The 17,739-nt window shown below is 48.1% G+C and carries 12 protein-coding genes; 6 read left to right on the top strand and 6 right to left on the bottom strand.

Annotated elements, in window-relative coordinates:
- Positions 1-27: 27 nt before the first annotated feature.
- The 3 genes from aceE to lpdA all read left to right on the top strand — a co-directional run bounded on the left by aceE (position 28) and on the right by lpdA (position 6,195).
- A complete protein-coding gene (gene aceE, locus K6Y21_RS11305; protein WP_233071959.1) occupies positions 28-2,691 on the top strand; it encodes a pyruvate dehydrogenase (acetyl-transferring), homodimeric type in 2,664 nt (887 codons plus the stop codon).
- A gap of 17 nt (positions 2,692-2,708) precedes the next feature.
- The gene (gene aceF / locus K6Y21_RS11300; RefSeq protein WP_233071958.1) at positions 2,709-4,658 is read left to right on the top strand and encodes a pyruvate dehydrogenase complex dihydrolipoyllysine-residue acetyltransferase; all 1,950 of its coding nucleotides are present in this window, start codon (positions 2,709-2,711) and stop codon (positions 4,656-4,658) included.
- A 109-nt stretch (positions 4,659-4,767) separates the two neighbouring features.
- The gene (gene lpdA, locus K6Y21_RS11295; RefSeq protein ID WP_233071957.1) at positions 4,768-6,195 is read left to right on the top strand and encodes a dihydrolipoyl dehydrogenase; all 1,428 of its coding nucleotides are present in this window, start codon (positions 4,768-4,770) and stop codon (positions 6,193-6,195) included.
- 48 nt (positions 6,196-6,243) lie between these two features.
- On the opposite strand, the gene K6Y21_RS11290 is transcribed toward lpdA, so the two are convergent.
- The 5 genes from K6Y21_RS11290 to K6Y21_RS11270 form a co-directional block, all read right to left on the bottom strand.
- On the bottom strand, positions 6,244-7,632 hold the full coding sequence (locus K6Y21_RS11290) for an O-antigen ligase family protein (RefSeq protein WP_233071956.1): 1,389 nt from the start codon (positions 7,630-7,632) through the stop codon (positions 6,244-6,246).
- Positions 7,625-9,109: a lipopolysaccharide biosynthesis protein gene (locus tag K6Y21_RS11285; protein WP_233071955.1), complete on the bottom strand. Its 1,485-nt coding sequence runs from the start codon at positions 9,107-9,109 to the stop codon at positions 7,625-7,627. Before K6Y21_RS11285 ends, K6Y21_RS11290 begins: the two co-directional genes overlap by 8 nt.
- Positions 9,096-10,253: a glycosyltransferase family 4 protein gene (locus K6Y21_RS11280; RefSeq protein WP_233071954.1), complete on the bottom strand. Its 1,158-nt coding sequence runs from the start codon at positions 10,251-10,253 to the stop codon at positions 9,096-9,098. Before K6Y21_RS11280 ends, K6Y21_RS11285 begins: the two co-directional genes overlap by 14 nt.
- Positions 10,250-11,548, bottom strand: coding sequence for a glycosyltransferase family 4 protein (locus tag K6Y21_RS11275; RefSeq protein ID WP_233071953.1), 1,299 nt, complete (start codon positions 11,546-11,548; stop codon positions 10,250-10,252). The genes K6Y21_RS11280 and K6Y21_RS11275 overlap by 4 nt, the downstream gene beginning before the upstream one ends.
- A gap of 135 nt (positions 11,549-11,683) precedes the next feature.
- A complete protein-coding gene (locus tag K6Y21_RS11270) occupies positions 11,684-12,700 on the bottom strand; it encodes a glycosyltransferase family 4 protein (protein ID WP_233071952.1) in 1,017 nt (338 codons plus the stop codon).
- Positions 12,701-12,896: 196 nt separating this feature from the next.
- On the opposite strand from K6Y21_RS11270, the gene K6Y21_RS11265 reads away from it, so the two are divergent.
- The 3 genes from K6Y21_RS11265 (at position 12,897) to K6Y21_RS11255 (ending at position 16,806) form a co-directional block, all read left to right on the top strand.
- Positions 12,897-14,939: a hypothetical protein gene (locus K6Y21_RS11265; protein WP_233071951.1), complete on the top strand. Its 2,043-nt coding sequence runs from the start codon at positions 12,897-12,899 to the stop codon at positions 14,937-14,939.
- Positions 14,940-15,021: 82 nt separating this feature from the next.
- Positions 15,022-16,176 carry a GGDEF domain-containing protein gene (locus tag K6Y21_RS11260; protein ID WP_233071950.1) on the top strand — a complete coding sequence of 385 codons (1,155 nt, stop codon included), beginning with the start codon at positions 15,022-15,024 and terminating at the stop codon, positions 16,174-16,176.
- 99 nt (positions 16,177-16,275) lie between these two features.
- Positions 16,276-16,806: a chloramphenicol phosphotransferase CPT family protein gene (locus K6Y21_RS11255; protein WP_233071949.1), complete on the top strand. Its 531-nt coding sequence runs from the start codon at positions 16,276-16,278 to the stop codon at positions 16,804-16,806.
- Here K6Y21_RS11255 and K6Y21_RS11250 read toward each other — a convergent pair.
- Complete coding sequence (locus K6Y21_RS11250; RefSeq protein WP_233071948.1) at positions 16,803-17,663, bottom strand: helix-turn-helix domain-containing protein; 861 nt, start codon at positions 17,661-17,663, stop codon at positions 16,803-16,805. The genes K6Y21_RS11255 and K6Y21_RS11250 overlap by 4 nt on opposite strands.
- Positions 17,664-17,739: the final 76 nt, after the last annotated feature.

The following is a 17,739-nucleotide window of genomic DNA, read 5'->3' as shown; positions in this document are numbered from 1 at the left end:
ATCGTGAATAACATATAGGAAACTGCCATGTCAGATATCCAGAAGCAAGATCTCGATCCACAGGAAACTGCGGAATGGTTAGAGGCTTTAGAAGCGGTCATTTCAGAAGAAGGTGCTGAGCGTGCTCACTACCTACTTGAAAAACTTGCTGATAAAACACGTCGTAGCGGTGGTCATTTACCGTTTGATGCGACCACAGCATACGTTAACACCATTCCACCGGGTCAAGAGCCGCATATGCCGGGTGACATGGTATTAGAGCGTCGCATTCGCGCCATCGTGCGCTGGAATGCATTAGCTATGGTGTTACGTGCATCGAAAAAAGACTTAGACCTAGGTGGTCACATCTCAAGCTTTGCCTCTTCGGCAACCTTATACGATGTAGGTTTTAACCACTTCTTCCGTGGTCCAAATGAGCAAGACGGTGGTGACTTAGTTTACTTCCAAGGACATATTTCTCCGGGTATCTACTCGCGTGCTTTCCTAGAAGGTCGCTTGACCGAAGAGCAGCTTGACCATTTCCGTCAGGAAGTAGACGGCAAGGGCTTACCTTCATACCCACACCCTAAATTAATGCCTGATTTCTGGCAGTTCCCAACGGTATCCATGGGCCTAGGTCCTATCTCTGCGATTTACCAAGCGCGTTTCCTAAAATACCTAACGGATCGCGGCATTAAAGACTGTTCACAGCAACGCGTTTATTGTTACCTAGGTGACGGTGAGTGTGATGAGCCAGAATCATTAGGTGCCATCGGCATGGCGGCTCGTGAAGGTCTAGATAACCTATGTTTCGTTATCAACTGTAACCTACAACGTCTAGATGGCCCGGTACGTGGTAACTCTAAGATCATCCAAGAGCTTGAAGGCACCTTCCGCGGCGCAGGCTGGGAAGTGATCAAGGTTATCTGGGGTCGCTACTGGGATCCGCTATTGGCCCAAGACAAGTCAGGTAAACTACTGCAGTTAATGGAAGAAACCGTTGACGGTGAATACCAAAACTTCAAGGCTAAAGGCGGCGCTTACACCCGTGAGCACTTCTTTGGTAAACACCCTGAAACCGCAGAAATGGTTGCTAACATGTCAGATGAAGACATCTGGCGTCTAAACCGTGGTGGTCACGATCCATACAAGGTTTACGCAGCTTACAAAAAAGCCGCAGAAACTAAAGGCCGTCCAACGGTTATTCTAGCGAAAACCGTTAAAGGTTACGGCATGGGCGCAGCGGGTGAAGGTAAAAACATCGCTCACGGCGTGAAGAAAATGGACATCGAGGCGATCAAACACTATCGCGATCGTTTTAACATTCCAATTTCTGATGAAGATCTACCGAATATTCCTTACTACAATCCAGGCCCAGATTCGGAAGAAGTGCGCTACATGAAGGCGCGTCGCGAAGCACTAAAAGGCTTCTTGCCACAGCGTCGCATTAATTCTGATATCGACATGCCAACGCCGCCATTAAACGCATTTGATGCGGTATTAAAAGGCTCTAATGGTCGTGAAATTTCAACCACCATGGCGTTTGTGCGTATCCTAACCGTGCTGCTTAAAGATAAGCAAATCGGTAAGCGTATCGTACCGATTATTCCTGATGAAGCGCGTACCTTTGGTATGGAAGGCCTATTCCGTCAAGTGGGTATCTACTCGCGTCAAGGTCAGAAGTACACGCCACAAGATAAAGACCAAGTGGCTTACTACAAAGAAGACATCAAGGGTCAAGTACTACAAGAAGGCATCAACGAGCTAGGCGCGAAAGCGGATTGGTTAGCGGCGGCAACGTCTTACAGCACCAACAACAGCCCGATGATCCCATTCTACATCTACTACTCTATGTTTGGTTTCCAACGTGTTGGTGACATGGCATGGCTAGCAGGTGACCAACAAGCACGTGGTTTCGTGATTGGTGGTACGGCAGGTCGTACTACCCTAAACGGTGAAGGTCTACAGCACGAAGACGGTCATTCGCACATTCAAGCCAACGTGATCCCGAACTGTATCACTTACGATCCAACTTACGGTTATGAGCTTGCTGTTGTGGTTCAAGACGGCATGAAGCGCATGTACGAAGACAATGAAAACATTTATTACTACCTCACAGTAATGAATGAAAACTACGAGCAACCTGCCATGCCAGAAGGTGCGGAAGAGGGTATTCGTAAAGGTATCTACAAGCTAGATGAAGTGAAAGGTCAAGGTAAAGCTAAGATCCAACTTCTAAGCTCAGGTACCATCATGCTACAAGTGCGCGAAGCAGCACGTATCCTAGCCGAAGATTACGGCGTAGATGCAACGGTATTTAGTGCAACATCTTTCAACGAACTAGCGCGTGACGGTCAAGCGGTTGAGCGTGAAAACATGCTAAACCCGCTGGCTGAAGAAAAAGTACCTTACATTACTAGCGTACTTGAAGCAGGCGTACCAACTGTAGCGGCAACCGACTACATGAAGGCATATGCTGATCAAGTTCGCGCTTACGTACCTGGCTCATACAAGGTGCTTGGTACCGACGGCTTCGGCCGCAGTGACAGCCGTGAGAACTTACGTCGTCACTTTGAAGTTAACGCTTCTTATGTGGTTGTAGCGGCACTGACTGAGCTAGCTAAACAAGGTAGCATCGAGAAGTCGGCTGTGGCTGACGCTATCGCTAAGTACAACATTGATGTTAACAAAGTTAACCCACTGCACGCATAACAATAGGTAATAAGAGAATGTCTGATATTAAAGAAATTCTGGTTCCTGACATTGGCGCAGACGAAGTCGATGTAACCGAGATTCTAGTCGCCGTGGGTGACACCATCGAAGAAGAGCAAGGTTTGATTTCAGTTGAAGGCGACAAGGCTTCAATGGAAGTGCCTGCGCCATTTGGTGGCGTGGTTAAAGAAATCAAAGTCGCGGTGGGTGATAAAGTGTCTGAAGGCACCCTAATCATTACTGTAGAAGCGGCGGGCGGTGTCGCGGCACCGGCTGTTGAACCTGTTGCGGCTGAAACGCCAGCTCCGGTTGCTGCTTCGCCAGCGGCTCCTGCGGGTGCTAGCGAGCTACGCGAAATCACCGTGCCAGATATTGGCGCGGATGAAGTTGACGTCACTGAAATTCTAGTGGCTGTGGGCGACACCGTAGAAGAAGAGCAAGGTTTGATTTCTGTTGAAGGCGATAAGGCCTCAATGGAAGTACCGGCTCCTTTTGGCGGCGTCGTGAAAGAAATCAAAGTTGCAGTTGGCGACAAGGTTTCTGAAGGCACTTTAATCGTTGTTGTTGAGTCGGGCGCAGCTGCACCTGCTACTCCGGCCGCGGCTCCAGCTCCTGTTGCTGAGGCTACACCAGCCCCTGCGGCAGCGGCACCAGCGGCTGCATCAAGCACAGCGCTAAAAGAAGTCACAGTGCCAGATATCGGTGGTGATGAAGTTGAAGTGACTGAAGTATTGGTTGCGGTTGGCGATACCATCGAAGAAGAAGCGGGTTTAATTACCGTTGAAGGCGATAAAGCGTCAATGGAAGTGCCAGCACCGTTTGCGGGTGTGGTTAAAGAGTTAAAAATTAATGTCGGTGACAAGGTATCTGAAGGCACCTTAGTGGCTGTGGTTGAAGTGACGGTAGCGGGTGCTCCAGCAGCTCCTGCTGCCGAGGCTCCTGTAGCAACGCCTGCGCCAGCTCAAGCTGCCCCGCAACAAGCCGCGCCTAAGCCGCCGCCAGTACCGCACCACCCAAGTGCGGCTGAGCAAAAGGGCTCTGGTTTAGTGCATGCTTCGCCTTCAGTGCGCCGTCTAGCGCGTGAATTTGGGGTTGATTTAACTAAGGTTAAAGGCACAGGTCGTAAATCGCGCATCATCAAAGAAGACGTACAAGCGTATGTGAAGTACGAGCTATCACGTCCTAAAGCGACCGCGGCGACGTCTGTGGGTGGCGGTAACGGTCTACAAGTGGTTAAAGCGCCTAAGGTTGATTTCACTAAGTTTGGTGAAACAGAAACCGTTGAAATGTCGCGTATCCAGAAGATTTCTGGTCCTGCGCTACATCGCAACTGGGTAACCATTCCACACGTAACCCAATTTGACGAAGCAGATATCACGGATCTAGAAGCATTCCGTCAAAGCGAAAACGCGATGAATGCGAAAATCGGTAACGGCATCAAGATCAGCCCGCTGATTTTCATCATCAAAGCGGTGGCTAAGGCCCTTGAGCTGCATCCTAAATTTAACACCTCGTTGGCTGAAGATGGTGAGCACATCATCTACAAGAAGTACATCAACATCGGTGTTGCGGTAGATACGCCAAACGGTCTTGTGGTACCCGTAGTTAAAGATGTTAACAACAAAGGCATCCATGAATTAAGCCGTGATTTGGCTGAGATCTCTAAGAAAGCACGCGATGGCAAGCTAACCGGCAAAGACATGCAAGGCGGCTCGATGAGTATTTCTAGCCTTGGCGGTATCGGCGGTACTCAGTTTACGCCAATCGTGAACGCACCAGAAGTGGCTATCTTAGGTGTGTCTAAGTCAGAAATGAAACCAAAATGGAATGGCAAAGAGTTTGCGCCTCGCTTAATGGTTCCACTGGCTCTTTCTTACGATCACCGTGTGATTGATGGTGCCGACGGTGCGCGTTTTATCACCACCATTAATGGTTTACTGTCTGATTTACGTAAATTAGTACTGTAAATGTTAAGGGGTCGGCGTTTGCCGACCTTTTTACTTCCATTTTCTTAACATGCTTGTAAACTTGTTGGGATTTTTGTACCCCGACAAGCCAACAGAATAAGAGGCCAGAATGAGTAACGAAGTGAAAGCACAAGTCGTTGTGCTAGGATCCGGCCCAGCCGGATACTCTGCCGCATTTCGCGCAGCAGATTTAGGTTTGGAAACCGTGTTAATTGAAAAATACTCTACCTTAGGTGGTGTATGTCTTAACGTTGGCTGTATTCCTTCTAAAGCCTTGTTACACGTTGCAAAAGTAATTGAAGAAGCCAAAGCCCTTGCCGAGCACGGTGTTATCTTTGGTGAAGCACAAACAGATATCGACAAAATTCGTATCTGGAAAGACAAAGTAGTTAGCCAGCTAACTGGCGGTCTTGGCGGTATGGCTAAGATGCGTAAAGTTAAAGTGGTTGAAGGTTTAGGTAAATTTACCGGTCCTAACTCAATTGAAGTGGAAGGCAAAAACGGTAAAACCACGGTTAACTTTGATAACGCGATTATCGCAGCGGGCTCTCGCCCAGTTAAACTGCCATTTATCCCACATGATGACCCACGTATTTGGGACTCTACGGGTGCCCTAGAACTGAAAACCGTTCCTGAGCGTCTACTTGTGTTAGGTGGTGGTATTATCGGTCTAGAAATGGGCCAAGTGTACAGCGCACTGGGTTCAAACATCGACGTTGTTGAATTTGCTGATCAGCTTATTCCCGCTGCCGATAAAGACATCATCCAAGTTTATACCAAGCGCGTGAAGAAGAAATTCGACATCATGCTTGAAACCAAAGTGGTTGCGGTTGAAGCCAAAGAAGATGCGATTTACGTTACCTTTGAAGGTAAGAATGCACCTGCTGAGCCAAAAGCATACGACGCGGTATTAGTTGCGGTGGGTCGTGTACCAAACGGTCTCAGCCTAGATGCTGAAAAAGCAGGCGTTAATGTCACTGAGCGTGGCTTTATCGAAGTTGATAAGCAAATGCGTACTAACGTTGCTCATATTCACGCTATTGGTGACATTGTAGGTCAACCTATGCTGGCACATAAAGGTGTGCATGAAGGTCACGTAGCGGCTGAAGTTATCGCAGGTAAGAAGCACTACTTCGATCCTAAAGTGATCCCATCGATTGCATACACTGAGCCTGAAGTGGCTTGGGTAGGTGTAACCGAGAAGGAAGCGAAAGAACAAGGCATCAACTTTGAGAAAGCGGTATTCCCATGGGCAGCTTCAGGTCGTGCAATTGCATCTGACTGCTCTGACGGTATGACTAAGCTTATCTTTGATAAAGACACTCACCGTGTTATCGGTGGTGCGGTTGTGGGTACCAACGCAGGTGAGCTACTTGGCGAAATCGGTCTAGCAATTGAGCTAGGCGCGGATGCTGAAGACATCGCCCTCACTATCCATGCTCACCCAACTCTACACGAGTCAGTGGGCCTAGCTGCTGAAGTTTACGAAGGTTCAATTACCGACCTTCCTAACCCAAAAGCGGTTAAGAAGAAGTAATCAACTTTTCTTCTAATAAAAAAGCAGCTTCGGCTGCTTTTTTTATGCTTACTGATTAGCCTCTTGTGGCAAGTGACAGCGACACCACTGACTCATGGCGGCAACCAGTGCGACCAAGATATAAATAGGCCAAGTAAAACCTTGAGTTAAAAACGTGCCCGATACTACTGTGCCTAATAAGCCAGCAAAAATGGCTTGGGCACTGGCAAAAATGGCAGGTGGAACCGTATCAAGTTGTTGCTGGATCAAAGCTAAAGAATGGAGCGAAGAGCGTATCATTACCACTATCATATAGACAAACACGCCAAGGCCAACAAATCCCGTTTCTGCTAACACCCCAAACCAAGTACTGTGAACGGCATGGTTGAGGCCATCCCAATGCGGGCTATAGTAGTAATAATTGTAATAAAAGTTATCGAGTCCCATACCAAGGATAGGGTGATCTAAAGCCATATTAAAAGCCGCTTCCCACGCGTATAGACGGCCCATGGCTGATTCGTCCACACCTGACTCGGCCGCGCCACCGGAAGCGCGATCAGATATTCCCGCGACCACATATAACAGCAGTAAGCCAATGGCACCAATAGCACCCAGCAGAGCTTTAGATTTAATATAACGATAACCAAACACAGCTAACACAGCTACGATGCCCAACAATCCTCCTCGGCTTTGGGTTGCAATGACGGCGCAAAAAATGGTGATCAAGGCAATCAACCCTAATAGCTTTGAGGTTTTACTCATATTAGGCGAGACAAAGAGTGAGGTAGCAAAGGCGGCAGGAAACATCATGACTAAGGCCAGATCATTGGGATCCCCTAATACAGAGCCCAATTCTCGGCCTATGGTCACGCGGGTTTCTTCTACTAAACCTATGCCATTAGCCTTGTTATTCAGGGCCACGATAGCGACTAATAATCCAGAGATAACATTGACATGGCAAGCGAAAGAAAAATGCTTAGCTTCGCGTGTTAGCCAGGCAATGGCAAAGGTCATCAGGGCAATTTTCCAATAGATATTGTTAAAGTAGGCAATGGCGACCGGACGGTTACCCGCAAACACCACACCAATCATCACCAAAACAAAAAATACACTGATGACACTCAATTCTTTTGTCCAAAACGGGCGTATTTGTTGACTCACTAATAAATGCCAAGCCAAAGCAGCAATGGCACCGAGGGAGAGCATTAACGGAATTTTAAGGTTATAAAGGGCTGGGAACACTTCGTGAAGACGGAAAAATGAGAAGGCAACAAACAGGACCACCATGAAAAATGGGACGTTAAGGACAAACAGCGCAGCTAAAGGTGCAATGGCGAGGGCAACAGCCATCAATGGGTGAGGCGCAAACCACCAAATCATAGCCAACACAGCACAGCAAAGGCAGGCTAATGTTACCTGCCAGCGTTTGCTATTGGTTAGATGAGGGTTGCTAGGCATCGTTTTGCACCTGTGGTTGCCATAGGAGTGGCTTTTTCAGCTTCCAAACAAATCCTAATAGTAGACATAAAATCAATGCTATGCCCGCACGAGCAGAGACGCTCGATAAACTGGCAATAGCAAATAAAGTGGCCAAGGTTAACGAGCCCGCCAGGGCTAACCGCCATTTGGGGTAATTGAGTGGCTCGGCTCGCTGACTATAGTAAAAAAAGAGTCCTAAGCGGATTAACTGGCCAATCATTAAGCTTACCAATACCATGATCATCACTAAATTGGCATCATCAGGGGCATACCATTGGCAAACGACGCAGCTTAACCACATCAATGTGGCGCATAAGATCGCGCAACAGGCATTGATGGTGAACTGGGTTTGCGTCCGAGCACCACTGAAACAACCAATATTCACCAGCTCGCAGGCTTCTTTGAAAAAAACAACGGCCAATAAGTAGGGCATCACAGCGATCGCGCCATGATACTGCTGCGGCAGTAATTCAATCATTAACAGCGGGGCGATAAAGGCAACAGCTAGGCAAATCAAGCACAGTAAACCTAATCCCAGCATTTGCCACTTTAGTGTTTGTTCTCGGCCGTTTGCGCCCGCCAAAACAGTAAAACGTTTTGGTGACCACCACATGGTAAAGGGCTGCAGCAGCAACACGGCGGCAAGGGCAAACTTGGCAGCAATCGCTACATTCGCTAGGGTGGCTTCTGTACTGTAGGCTGCAATTAACCAGCGATCTAACCCTGATAATGGAAAATTGACTAAGCCACTGGCGATCACCGGCAGGGCATAGAGAGTGGCAGGGCGAATCAGGCTAGGTTGTAAAGCAATGCCACTGCTTTTGAGTTGATAATACCCCAACCCTATAGCTTGTAGGGCTGCGGTAAGTAAACCCGCCAGTAAGATACTGCGAATGCCACCCATATAGTGCAGCAGCGCTAGGGTTAACAAGGCTTGAACTAACGCCCTGCCCGCAGTGAAGGCGAAAAACAATGACGCTTTATCTTTCAGCCTGAGCCACCCTAGAGGAACAGCGATGGATGCTTCTAAGGCGACCTGTAATAAAATAAGCTGAATATCTAACAAGGCGATATCACCGGGCAAAAGCCGCCAAGCAAGCTGGCCGATTGCAGGTAATAAAATCAAGGTAAGTCCGGCTAAGCAGATACTTAAACCATAAATGTTGGCGGCTTGTTGGCGCTTTTCTGCCCTAGTTTTAGCAAACCCCACGTGCTTGTAAAGGGTGTCTTCTAACCCAGCTGCGCAGATAATGCTGCACAAAATGGCCAGTGTCGTGAGGGTTTCCAAGCGACCAAACTCGGCTGGCTCAAGTTGATGGGCAATAAAAGGTAACATTAATAATGAGATGCCTTTCATTAGCGCAATGCTGGCGCCATAAAATAAGGTTTGATTCAGTATGGGCCGATAGCGAGTAACCACTTGGTGTAACGAGTGGTTTAGGTTAGTGAGCAGCATAGCGGCCCCCTATTAAGTGTTGCCAGACCATGGCTCTGAGCATTTTCATTAGCAAGGGGCGGTAACATACTTCGGCGCGGTATTGCTGAGCGACTTGTTGAGCTGCTTGGCCAATTTCAATTTGTTTGTCTGGATGCCGTTCTAAGTAATGCAACTGCTTGGCAAGATCTTCGGGATTATTGGCTTGATAAACAATGCAGTTTTGACCATGGCGTAATTCTTGATGCCACCATGCTCCGTCGTCAGGGATCACCGGACATAAACCCGCTGCCATGGCCTCTAAAATAGATAGCCCAAATGGCTCTTGTTGACTGGTGGAAACAAAGATCCTGTGTTGTGCGCGTATTTCATCCAACTCGGCGGGGTTTTCGTGCCATTGAAAATAAGGCAAGTTGACAGGGGCTTGCTCTACCTCCAGCTGGCTACTTTGAGGGCGTATGTAACAAACAGTAAAAGGGATGGGAGTGGGCAGTTGCTTAGCGGCATTAAGTAACAACGAGAGTCCTTTCCATTTCAACAAAGATGCTGCCCACAGTACGCCTTTTGCGTCATCATGATTTGCACGCGGCCAGAAATGACTGGATAACCCATTTTGCATTAGGTGACAGTGCTCTTGTGCCAAAAATATTTCAGCTTGCTGCTCTGTCATTCGAAGACTCAAACACTCAATGAGAGATGCTTTGGTGGCCGCAAGATAAAACAGTAAATCACAGCGCTGCAGGGCTTTAGCTATGGTATTGGATGTTGCCACAGGGCCATGGACACATTGCACCAAGGGGCACTTGAGTAAGGGAGCAATAAGATAGAGCGCCAAGTCAACGCCGGGTCCAGAAGCTGCCACACATAATTCAGGGCGACCACTAAGAAGCCGTAACCAAAGTAATTGCAAAGCCAAAAACAAATGCCGAGCAAAGTAGCGCCAACCTTGTTCGCAGCTTCTCAGCCATTTAGGTTGCCAAAGCGACATGCATTGATAGTTTGATTTCGCTTGCGCCAATGTCTGCCAGTGCTTGGCGTGACTGGTGATCACCCTGATCTGGTAGTGGCGTGGCAGTTGGCTTAATAGGTGAGCGGTGGCCACTTTTGAGCCACCATGAAAATCGATCGGATCAAAAACCCAAACCAAAGGTGTTGATGTTTTCATGCCGTTCTCCATAGCCGTGCGATACGGCATTGAATACGTGTTTTAAGTAATTGTTTAATATGATTAACAGCTTGCCAAAGCTGTTGTGAGCTGGGCCAATGTGTATGCCATGCCTGTTTGGCGTTAGGTTGGTTAAGTAGTTGAAAATAAATTTGGCTAATCCGATCACAGTGATGGCTAATGTCGAAGTGCTGGCGTGCTTTAAGGTAGCCATTCGCCCCTAGCTGATGACGCAATTTGGGCGCAAAGTAGCACTGGGTAAGGGTTTTAACTAAGGTTGGGATATCGCCATCTGGGTAAAGTAACCCGGTTACTTGATGCTCGACCACCTCACTGATGCCGCCGACATCCGGGGCCACTACCGCTAATTTAGCCAATCCCGCTTCTGCGAGCACTAAGCCAAATACTTCTTCGCGAGCACCAGAGACAAACACATCGCATGCGCCTGAAATGAGTCCCACTACATTGTCTTGCTCGCCTAAAAAGGTGACATGGGAGGCTATGTTGAGCTGCTTGGCTTGAGCTTGCAGCGAATCCAGCTCTGGGCCTGAGCCAATGATCGCAAGGTGAGCCGGTATTCCTTGAAGACGCAGTTTGGCGCAGGCATATAGCAGCTGATCCATCCCCTTACGTTTGATCAATGAACCAACACTGACCAGCAAATAATCCGATGGTGCGAGCCCTAATTGATGTTTTAGATTGCCTTGTTTGGGCTTGGTATTAAGCAGTTGCTGGCAATTTATGCCGTTATGAATAAGGTGTACTTGTTGAGCCGAAAAGCCATCATAATGTAACTGCGCCGTGACGGCTTGGCTGACGCCCGCTAATGCGCTACACCATGGTAGGCCAAACCCCCAGCGTTGATACCACGGGTAGCGCGCATGTAAATGACACAGTAGCGGCACTTGTTGTTGCCTCGCTATCACACTGGCTAATTTAACGGGGGCGGCGCTGTTAGCATGAATCAACATAATGGGGTGGTCAGAGCAGAGCTGTTGTGCCCGTTGTAGATTGCGCCAATTGAGCTGCATCGATGGGCTGCAATAAGCATGAGAGATCCCCCTTTGCTTCGCTGCCTCTACCAAGCAAGGCTGATTACACCAAAGAACGGCCACGAATGGCGACGGCAGATGGGCCATCAGATTCAAGAGGCAAATTTCACTGCCACGAAGCCAGTTGTCGCCATAATGCATAAAGAGAACATATATTTGATGCTTCGCATCGGGATCCTTGATGCGCTTATCAGAGGGCTTATCAAAGAACTTATCAAGGAACTTATTTAGTGGCTGGGTCATGGCACGCTCCTAGGGGATGAGTCATTTACTCTGGTATTAGGAGCAATTCCGGGGCCAATTATTATGTTATTAAAATCAGTTGCTTATGTTATGGTGTTTAAGCCAAATGCAAACTGCAATGCAGAGTGCATTGGCTTATGGAGTGCGCTGGATAGCTTGTTGATACAAGTTCATGATTTGGGGCAAAATGGCTTTTGCGCTGAAGTTTTTACGTGCTTGGGATTTTGCTGCCCGTTGCATCGATTGTTTTTGTGAGCGAGGTAAGCCTAGGAATTGGCCTAGCGCCATCTGCATTTGCCCATGCTGTGCAGGGGGGATAAGGTAGCCGTTAACTTGATGGTGGACCAGCTTGTTTAACGCGCCGACATCATACGCTAACACAGGTATCCCATGCATCATGGCTTCAATGGCCGCCATCGGCAAGCCTTCATAGCGTGAAGGCATCACCAGTATGCCTATCTTGGGCCATATTTTGGCCATCTCTTGTTGACCATAAAAGATCACATTGCTACTGGCCATGCTTTGTAAATGCGCCCGCTCAGGGCCATCACCGTAAACGTGAAAGGGATACTGAGGAAACAAGCGAGCTAAATCGACAAAGCGGTCAGCCCCTTTCTCTCGGCTGAGCCGGCCAACAAAGGCAATTTGCAAGCCTTGGCTGATCTCGGTTGGGGCGTGGCTGAGGAAGTTATTGACCACATGGCTAGTGAAGGGCAGGCGTTTCGCTATGATTGGGCTAATGGCGATACGTTGCTGCGCCAAACAAGCGCTGTAGCGATCAATAAAGTCATAAATCGCGAGCTTACCTTTGGGTTTTTCGCCGGCGTGAAAACTGCTGATAACGGCAACTTGGTATAACAAGCCTAACAAGCGGCCCACTATCCCGGCTTTATAGCCATGGGTATGAAACAAGCTGGGCCGGTATAAAGCGATTAAGCTGATCAAGCCAGAGCAGGGGCTGGTGAGCTTGTGACAATGGATAAGTTGCTGTTGCAATAAGGGTTCGAGGGGATGTACCGTGGCGTAGTCTTGTAACAAGACGACATGCACCGCCACTCCTGCTTGCTTAAGGCCTTTTGCTAGCTCTAACACATGGCTTTCAATGCCGCCAAACTGGCGACTGTCGAGTAATAAAAACACGGGATTTTGCATATTGCGATCCTTAGGGGCTAACAAGTAAGCGTGTCAGATGCTTTGCAATATCAATGCCGATATGTGTGGACTTAGGCTCTGCCATTAGAGAGGCTTACTTTATTCCTGCGCGATGCACAACTGCGCGATCCCCTACTTGTTGTTATTGGGTCAAACCGATATGCTCAAAGTTGCATATTTTTAGGAGTGGTAAGAGATGGGCGGGGTTAAAGCATTACAAAAAGGTGTTATTCAGGAAAATACGTGGCTTATTGCCGCTCTATTGCTTACATTGAGTGGCTGTGGTGGTGGAGGCAGCCAACAATCGAGTCAAAACGATACCAGTGATGACGCAACACCTGTTATACCGACCATGGTGCCAACGGTGACCCCAACGGTGACCCCAACGGTGACCCCAACGGTGACCCCAACGGTGACCCCAACGGTGACCCCAACGGTGACCCCAACGGTGACCCCAACGGTTGAGCCAACATCCTTGCCCACAACAGCACCAACAGCTGAGCCAACAAACGAGCCGATTGGTTCTCTTCCCTCGGTTGGTTACGATCTTGGAGTGATGCTACCCGATGCGATTATTCCCACCAGCTTAAATGAGGCACAGGCAGCCTTTGATTGGTACATTCGTCCCGATGGTGGTCAGTGGGGCCAATGTGACGGTAAGTCAAATCAACCTTATCCGGGGACGGGTGAAAACCAGGCGTGTGCCTTGTCGAGTTTACTTGAGCTACTGCCCCCAGGAGAGCCTGCCAATATGCAAGGCGGTGAGTCCGTATGGGTTGCTCAGGGCACCTATAAGATGGGGCGAAGCAATGCATTGTATGATGGCTCCCGCTTCACTGCTTGTAATGAAAATTGGCCCTGGCAGTGTTATATGCAAGGGATCCCGCCCGGTACCCAAGCCAAGCCAACGCGGATATATGGTGAGTCTTGGCAACAAGGCTGCTCCACACCACCGCGTTTACTCGGGGTTGAGCGAGCTAAGCGAGTGATTAATTTGGCACAGGCTGAATTTGTCGAAGTGAATTGCTTTGAAGTCACCGATGGTGAGGCATGTGGAGAGTTTCATTTGCATGCCTTTGCGGCTCCCAGTCACTCAAAGCATGCCTTATATCAGCAACAGGCACAGGCGTGTACCAGAATCAATGATCCCGTGCCACAAGGCGATTGGGCTAGTACAGGCGTGTATGCTGCTGATGCCCGTCACGTGTTACTTAAAAACCTGAACATTCATGGCTTAGCCAACGCCGGTATAGTGGCGCCTCGAATTAAAGATGTGCGTGTTGAGCAAACTAAAATCATTGGCAACGCTTGGGTTGGGTGGGAAGGTGACGGGCATCCCAGTGCTAAAAGTAGCGGGCTGATCCACTTTAAGCACAGTGAAATTGCTTGGAATGGCTGCATTGAACAACTTGATGGCAGTTATCGTGGCTGTTGGGGGCAAAGTGCCGGTGGTTATGGTGATGGTTTAGGCACGGGTGATACCGGAGGCAACTGGGTGTTTGAGGGAGGCAGTATCCACCATAACTCGTCCGATGGCCTTGATTTGCTGTATAACAATGATGGCAACGTGTATCTCTATGGATTGCAAGCCTATGCCAATGCGGGCAATCAAGTGAAACTGGCCGGTGAGCAATTGCTGATTGCAAACAGTGTGCTAAATGGTGAATGCAATTGGTTTCAAGGACGCCAAGAGCTGGCTGATTTAACCCATTGTCGCGCCTCAGGAGTGACCTTGTCATTATCTTTGGCTACCGATGCTGCCCAAGGGGTGCTGGTTAATAACTATGTCACCGGTTTAGGTGATGGCTTGATCTCGTTGGGCAGTGGTCAGCGCCGAGCTAAGATCACCAAGGATAATAAGTTAGCGCTATATAACAACATGGTGATAGGGCAGCCGCAAGCGTCAACCCCTGGTGATAATGCGTTTTACATCTATACTGAATCGGATCCGGATAACGTATTGCAGTATTTTATCGACCATAATTTAGTGGCGGGCGACATAAAATTCAGCGGCGGTTTTCCATATTGCCCCTATGGTACTAATGATATATGTGAAACCCCCACGGGGCTTGAGTTAAGTACAGGTGCGGTGACTGATATAACGGCATTTAATGGAATTGATCTCGGTTTGCCAGCAGATTCAACTATTCTATTTTCTGGGGTGCCAGAGCGCGACATAGAGGGTAACCCGAGGCCACAGGGGCAAGGGGTGGACATCGGCCCCCGTGAACTCAAATAGTGAGGTTTTTATACCCAATCAACCTGTAAATTCTTTCTGAAACATGCATCTTCAAGTTGATTGGGGACATTGGGGGACAACCATGCTGCAATGGATTGAGCGACAACTTATTCGCCTAAGCTTACTTGAGCCGCAAGCAACCGTGGATGAGTCAATACAATATGACTTAAACATACGGGTTTGTTTGTTATTGGCAACGTGTGTGCTAGTGGTGACGTTACTTCGTCCTTTCGTTGCTGACTTGCCTAAGTTTTTTCTTATTGCTGGTTATGTTAATAGTGTTTTGCTGTTTGCCTTATGGTGGGCATTGCGCCGCGGCTGGTGGCTGGCTCACAGTGCGAGCTTAGTGTTAGGGCTATGCATGCTGATGTTGGTACCCATGCAATTGGTATCGGGTGGGGCCAACAGTCACTACAGCCCATTAATTCCGCTGTTTCCACTTTTTGCTGTACTGATGGGCAGTGCAGGCCTTGCGGTGTTGACGACCATGCTGTGGGTCGTGGTGTGGTTTGTTTTTTATTTTTACGGTGTGAGCGACTTAGATCTTACCGTGAGCAACTGGAGTGAAGGTAAAACAGCATCCCGTACCCTTTGGTTAATACTCAGTAGCTTGATTATCTTAATCATCACCATTTCATTTGAAAATCGCCAACGTCGGTTACAGCATTCTTTGCTTCGCTTGGGCTTAACAGATCCTTTAACTCAAGTAGCGAACAGGCGTGCTATGGAACAAGAGCTTGCACAACAAGCCTTGCTCTGCGAGCGGACTGGTGTGGTGTTCAGCGTGATGATGATAGACGTGGATCACTTTAAAAAGTTTAATGATTTACAAGGTCATGATGGGGGGGATGAGGCCTTAAAACAAGTGGCGACGTGTTTGACTCAGTTAGCACGAGAAGGACAAGACTCTGTATTTCGTTATGGTGGAGAAGAGTTTACGGTGATTTTGCGCCATACATCTGCCAGCGACGCGTTTAAGGTGGCACAAAAGTATCGCCAAGGAATTAAAGCCTTGAATTTGAAATATCAAGCGGAGCAACCCGATGTGTTAACCATTACCATTGGTCTAACGGATTCACACCAAGGCACCGACCCAGCAGGCTTGCTCAAGTTAGCGGACCAAGCCTTATACCAAGGTAAACAGCAAGGGCGTGACTGCGTGGTTAATGCTGCACCTCAACGTCACGTGAATCACGCCAGCGTGAGTGTGCAGGAAAGTACGGATATTGATCCCTAATAATTTGACATCAAAGAGAATAAAGTAATTAGCAATAAGATAAAGTCATTAGCAATAAGGTAAAGTAAAGGGCTATTTCTATCCCTAAAGAGGTTCAATATGTTACCCCAAGTTATCCTTCTCAATGGCACTGGTAGCTCTGGAAAAACCAGTATCGCCAAAGAACTACAAGAGTTGTTAGAGGAGCAATATTTAAACTTCAGTATCGATAGTGTCCTTTATGCACTGCCTCCTAGCGACTTACAATGCATGATAACAGGGCAGGACATTGTTCGGGCGGGATATGAGTATGCCAAATTGGTGGACGGCTACCATCGCTGCTTACCCAGTTTGTTAGACGCAGGATGCAAGTTAATTATTGATAATGCTTGGATTGATGCAAACGAAGTGGATGCTTTACTCTCCTTACTTAGCCCCTATCGGGTTTGTGTGGTGGGGGTGTATTGTGATTTGGCCGAAGCGAATCGTCGGGAGCGCGAGCGTGGCGATCGCGCTATCGGTTTAGCTGAATATGAATACCCGCTGGTTCATCAAGTGTTTGATTATGACTACAAGGTAGACAGCACGCACATTACCCCGCAGCAAGGGGCACAACAATTATTGCAACAACTGCTTCAAGGTCAGAGCTAAGCACTAAGCTGACAATGATGCTTTCGGTAATCGGTAGGACTTTGACCGTTAAGCTTGCGAAATCGCGTGGAAAAGTTGGTTAGTTCGCTGTATCCCACCAATTCAGCAATGTCTTGGATCGGCCAGTCCGTCCCACTCAATAATCGTTTAGCTTGAGCCATTCTTAGGCTAATCACATGCTGTAAGGGGCTTTGTTGGTAATACTGCTTACACAAGCGATGAAAGTGAGGCGCGGAAAAATGCGCCATTGCCGCCATTTGCTCCACACTCCAGTCACGATCAAGCTGTTGCTCAACTTGTTCAAACACTTGTTTGATTCTGATGGCTTGACGATCATGCAAGGGTTGCTCGACCAAACTGGCGGTCAGGACTTGGATCATCTGTGCAATCAATAATGGTTGGATTTGAGAATGGGGTAAGGAAGGCATGCTTTGCGCTATCACTAAGCCGTCAATACTGTTTTTTAGTAGTTCACCATAGGGCATGTAGCGCAACTGTAACTGCCTTAGTCCGCTCACCAAGGGAGCATGGGGTTGTATCATCATCCAAGCCAATTGCCACTGTTCGCTGGCCAACTGTATGGTATTGGCAATATTGCTAGGGAGTACCAGCAAGCTTCCAGGCTCTAAATCAAGGCGTTGTTCTTTGGTGATAAGCTCTCCTTTGCCGCTAAAGGTAAAGAGCAAGGTCACAAAATCGGGATCAGGGCGAGAAATACAGAATTCTTCAATGGCTAAGCAACTGCCACACTGCACAATTTGATGCGTAGCTAATGCTGCAAGATCTTCTTGTCCCAATACTTTTTGCTGGCATTTAGGAGAGATAACAAATTGGCATGGTGATAAAGGCATAAACATGATGATAGTTTTTAATAACTAGCTGCAAGTATAGCATAATGCTTTTTCTCAGCTAAGGATTATCCTTTAGCTATTG

Origin of the sequence: Motilimonas eburnea (genome assembly GCF_021295345.1) — a bacterium.
Classification (GTDB): Bacteria; Pseudomonadota; Gammaproteobacteria; order Enterobacterales; family CBDFNC01; genus Motilimonas; species Motilimonas eburnea.
The sequence above is the reverse complement of the archived record's forward strand: the minus strand, read 5'-3'. Positions and strand labels throughout refer to the sequence as shown.

What these genes read in the sequence shown, in the direction of transcription:
- aceE (WP_233071959.1), top strand. Translation starts at nt 28, where the DNA reads ATGTCAGATATCCAGAAGCAAGATCTCGATCCACAGGAAACTGCGGAA.
- aceF (WP_233071958.1), top strand. Translation starts at nt 2,709, where the DNA reads ATGTCTGATATTAAAGAAATTCTGGTTCCTGACATTGGCGCAGACGAA.
- lpdA (WP_233071957.1), top strand. Translation starts at nt 4,768, where the DNA reads ATGAGTAACGAAGTGAAAGCACAAGTCGTTGTGCTAGGATCCGGCCCA.
- K6Y21_RS11290 (WP_233071956.1), bottom strand. Translation starts at nt 7,632, where the DNA reads ATGCCTAGCAACCCTCATCTAACCAATAGCAAACGCTGGCAGGTAACA.
- K6Y21_RS11285 (WP_233071955.1), bottom strand. Translation starts at nt 9,109, where the DNA reads ATGCTGCTCACTAACCTAAACCACTCGTTACACCAAGTGGTTACTCGC.
- K6Y21_RS11280 (WP_233071954.1), bottom strand. Translation starts at nt 10,253, where the DNA reads ATGAAAACATCAACACCTTTGGTTTGGGTTTTTGATCCGATCGATTTT.
- K6Y21_RS11275 (WP_233071953.1), bottom strand. Translation starts at nt 11,548, where the DNA reads ATGACCCAGCCACTAAATAAGTTCCTTGATAAGTTCTTTGATAAGCCC.
- K6Y21_RS11270 (WP_233071952.1), bottom strand. Translation starts at nt 12,700, where the DNA reads ATGCAAAATCCCGTGTTTTTATTACTCGACAGTCGCCAGTTTGGCGGC.
- K6Y21_RS11265 (WP_233071951.1), top strand. Translation starts at nt 12,897, where the DNA reads ATGGGCGGGGTTAAAGCATTACAAAAAGGTGTTATTCAGGAAAATACG.
- K6Y21_RS11260 (WP_233071950.1), top strand. Translation starts at nt 15,022, where the DNA reads ATGCTGCAATGGATTGAGCGACAACTTATTCGCCTAAGCTTACTTGAG.
- K6Y21_RS11255 (WP_233071949.1), top strand. Translation starts at nt 16,276, where the DNA reads ATGTTACCCCAAGTTATCCTTCTCAATGGCACTGGTAGCTCTGGAAAA.
- K6Y21_RS11250 (WP_233071948.1), bottom strand. Translation starts at nt 17,663, where the DNA reads ATGTTTATGCCTTTATCACCATGCCAATTTGTTATCTCTCCTAAATGC.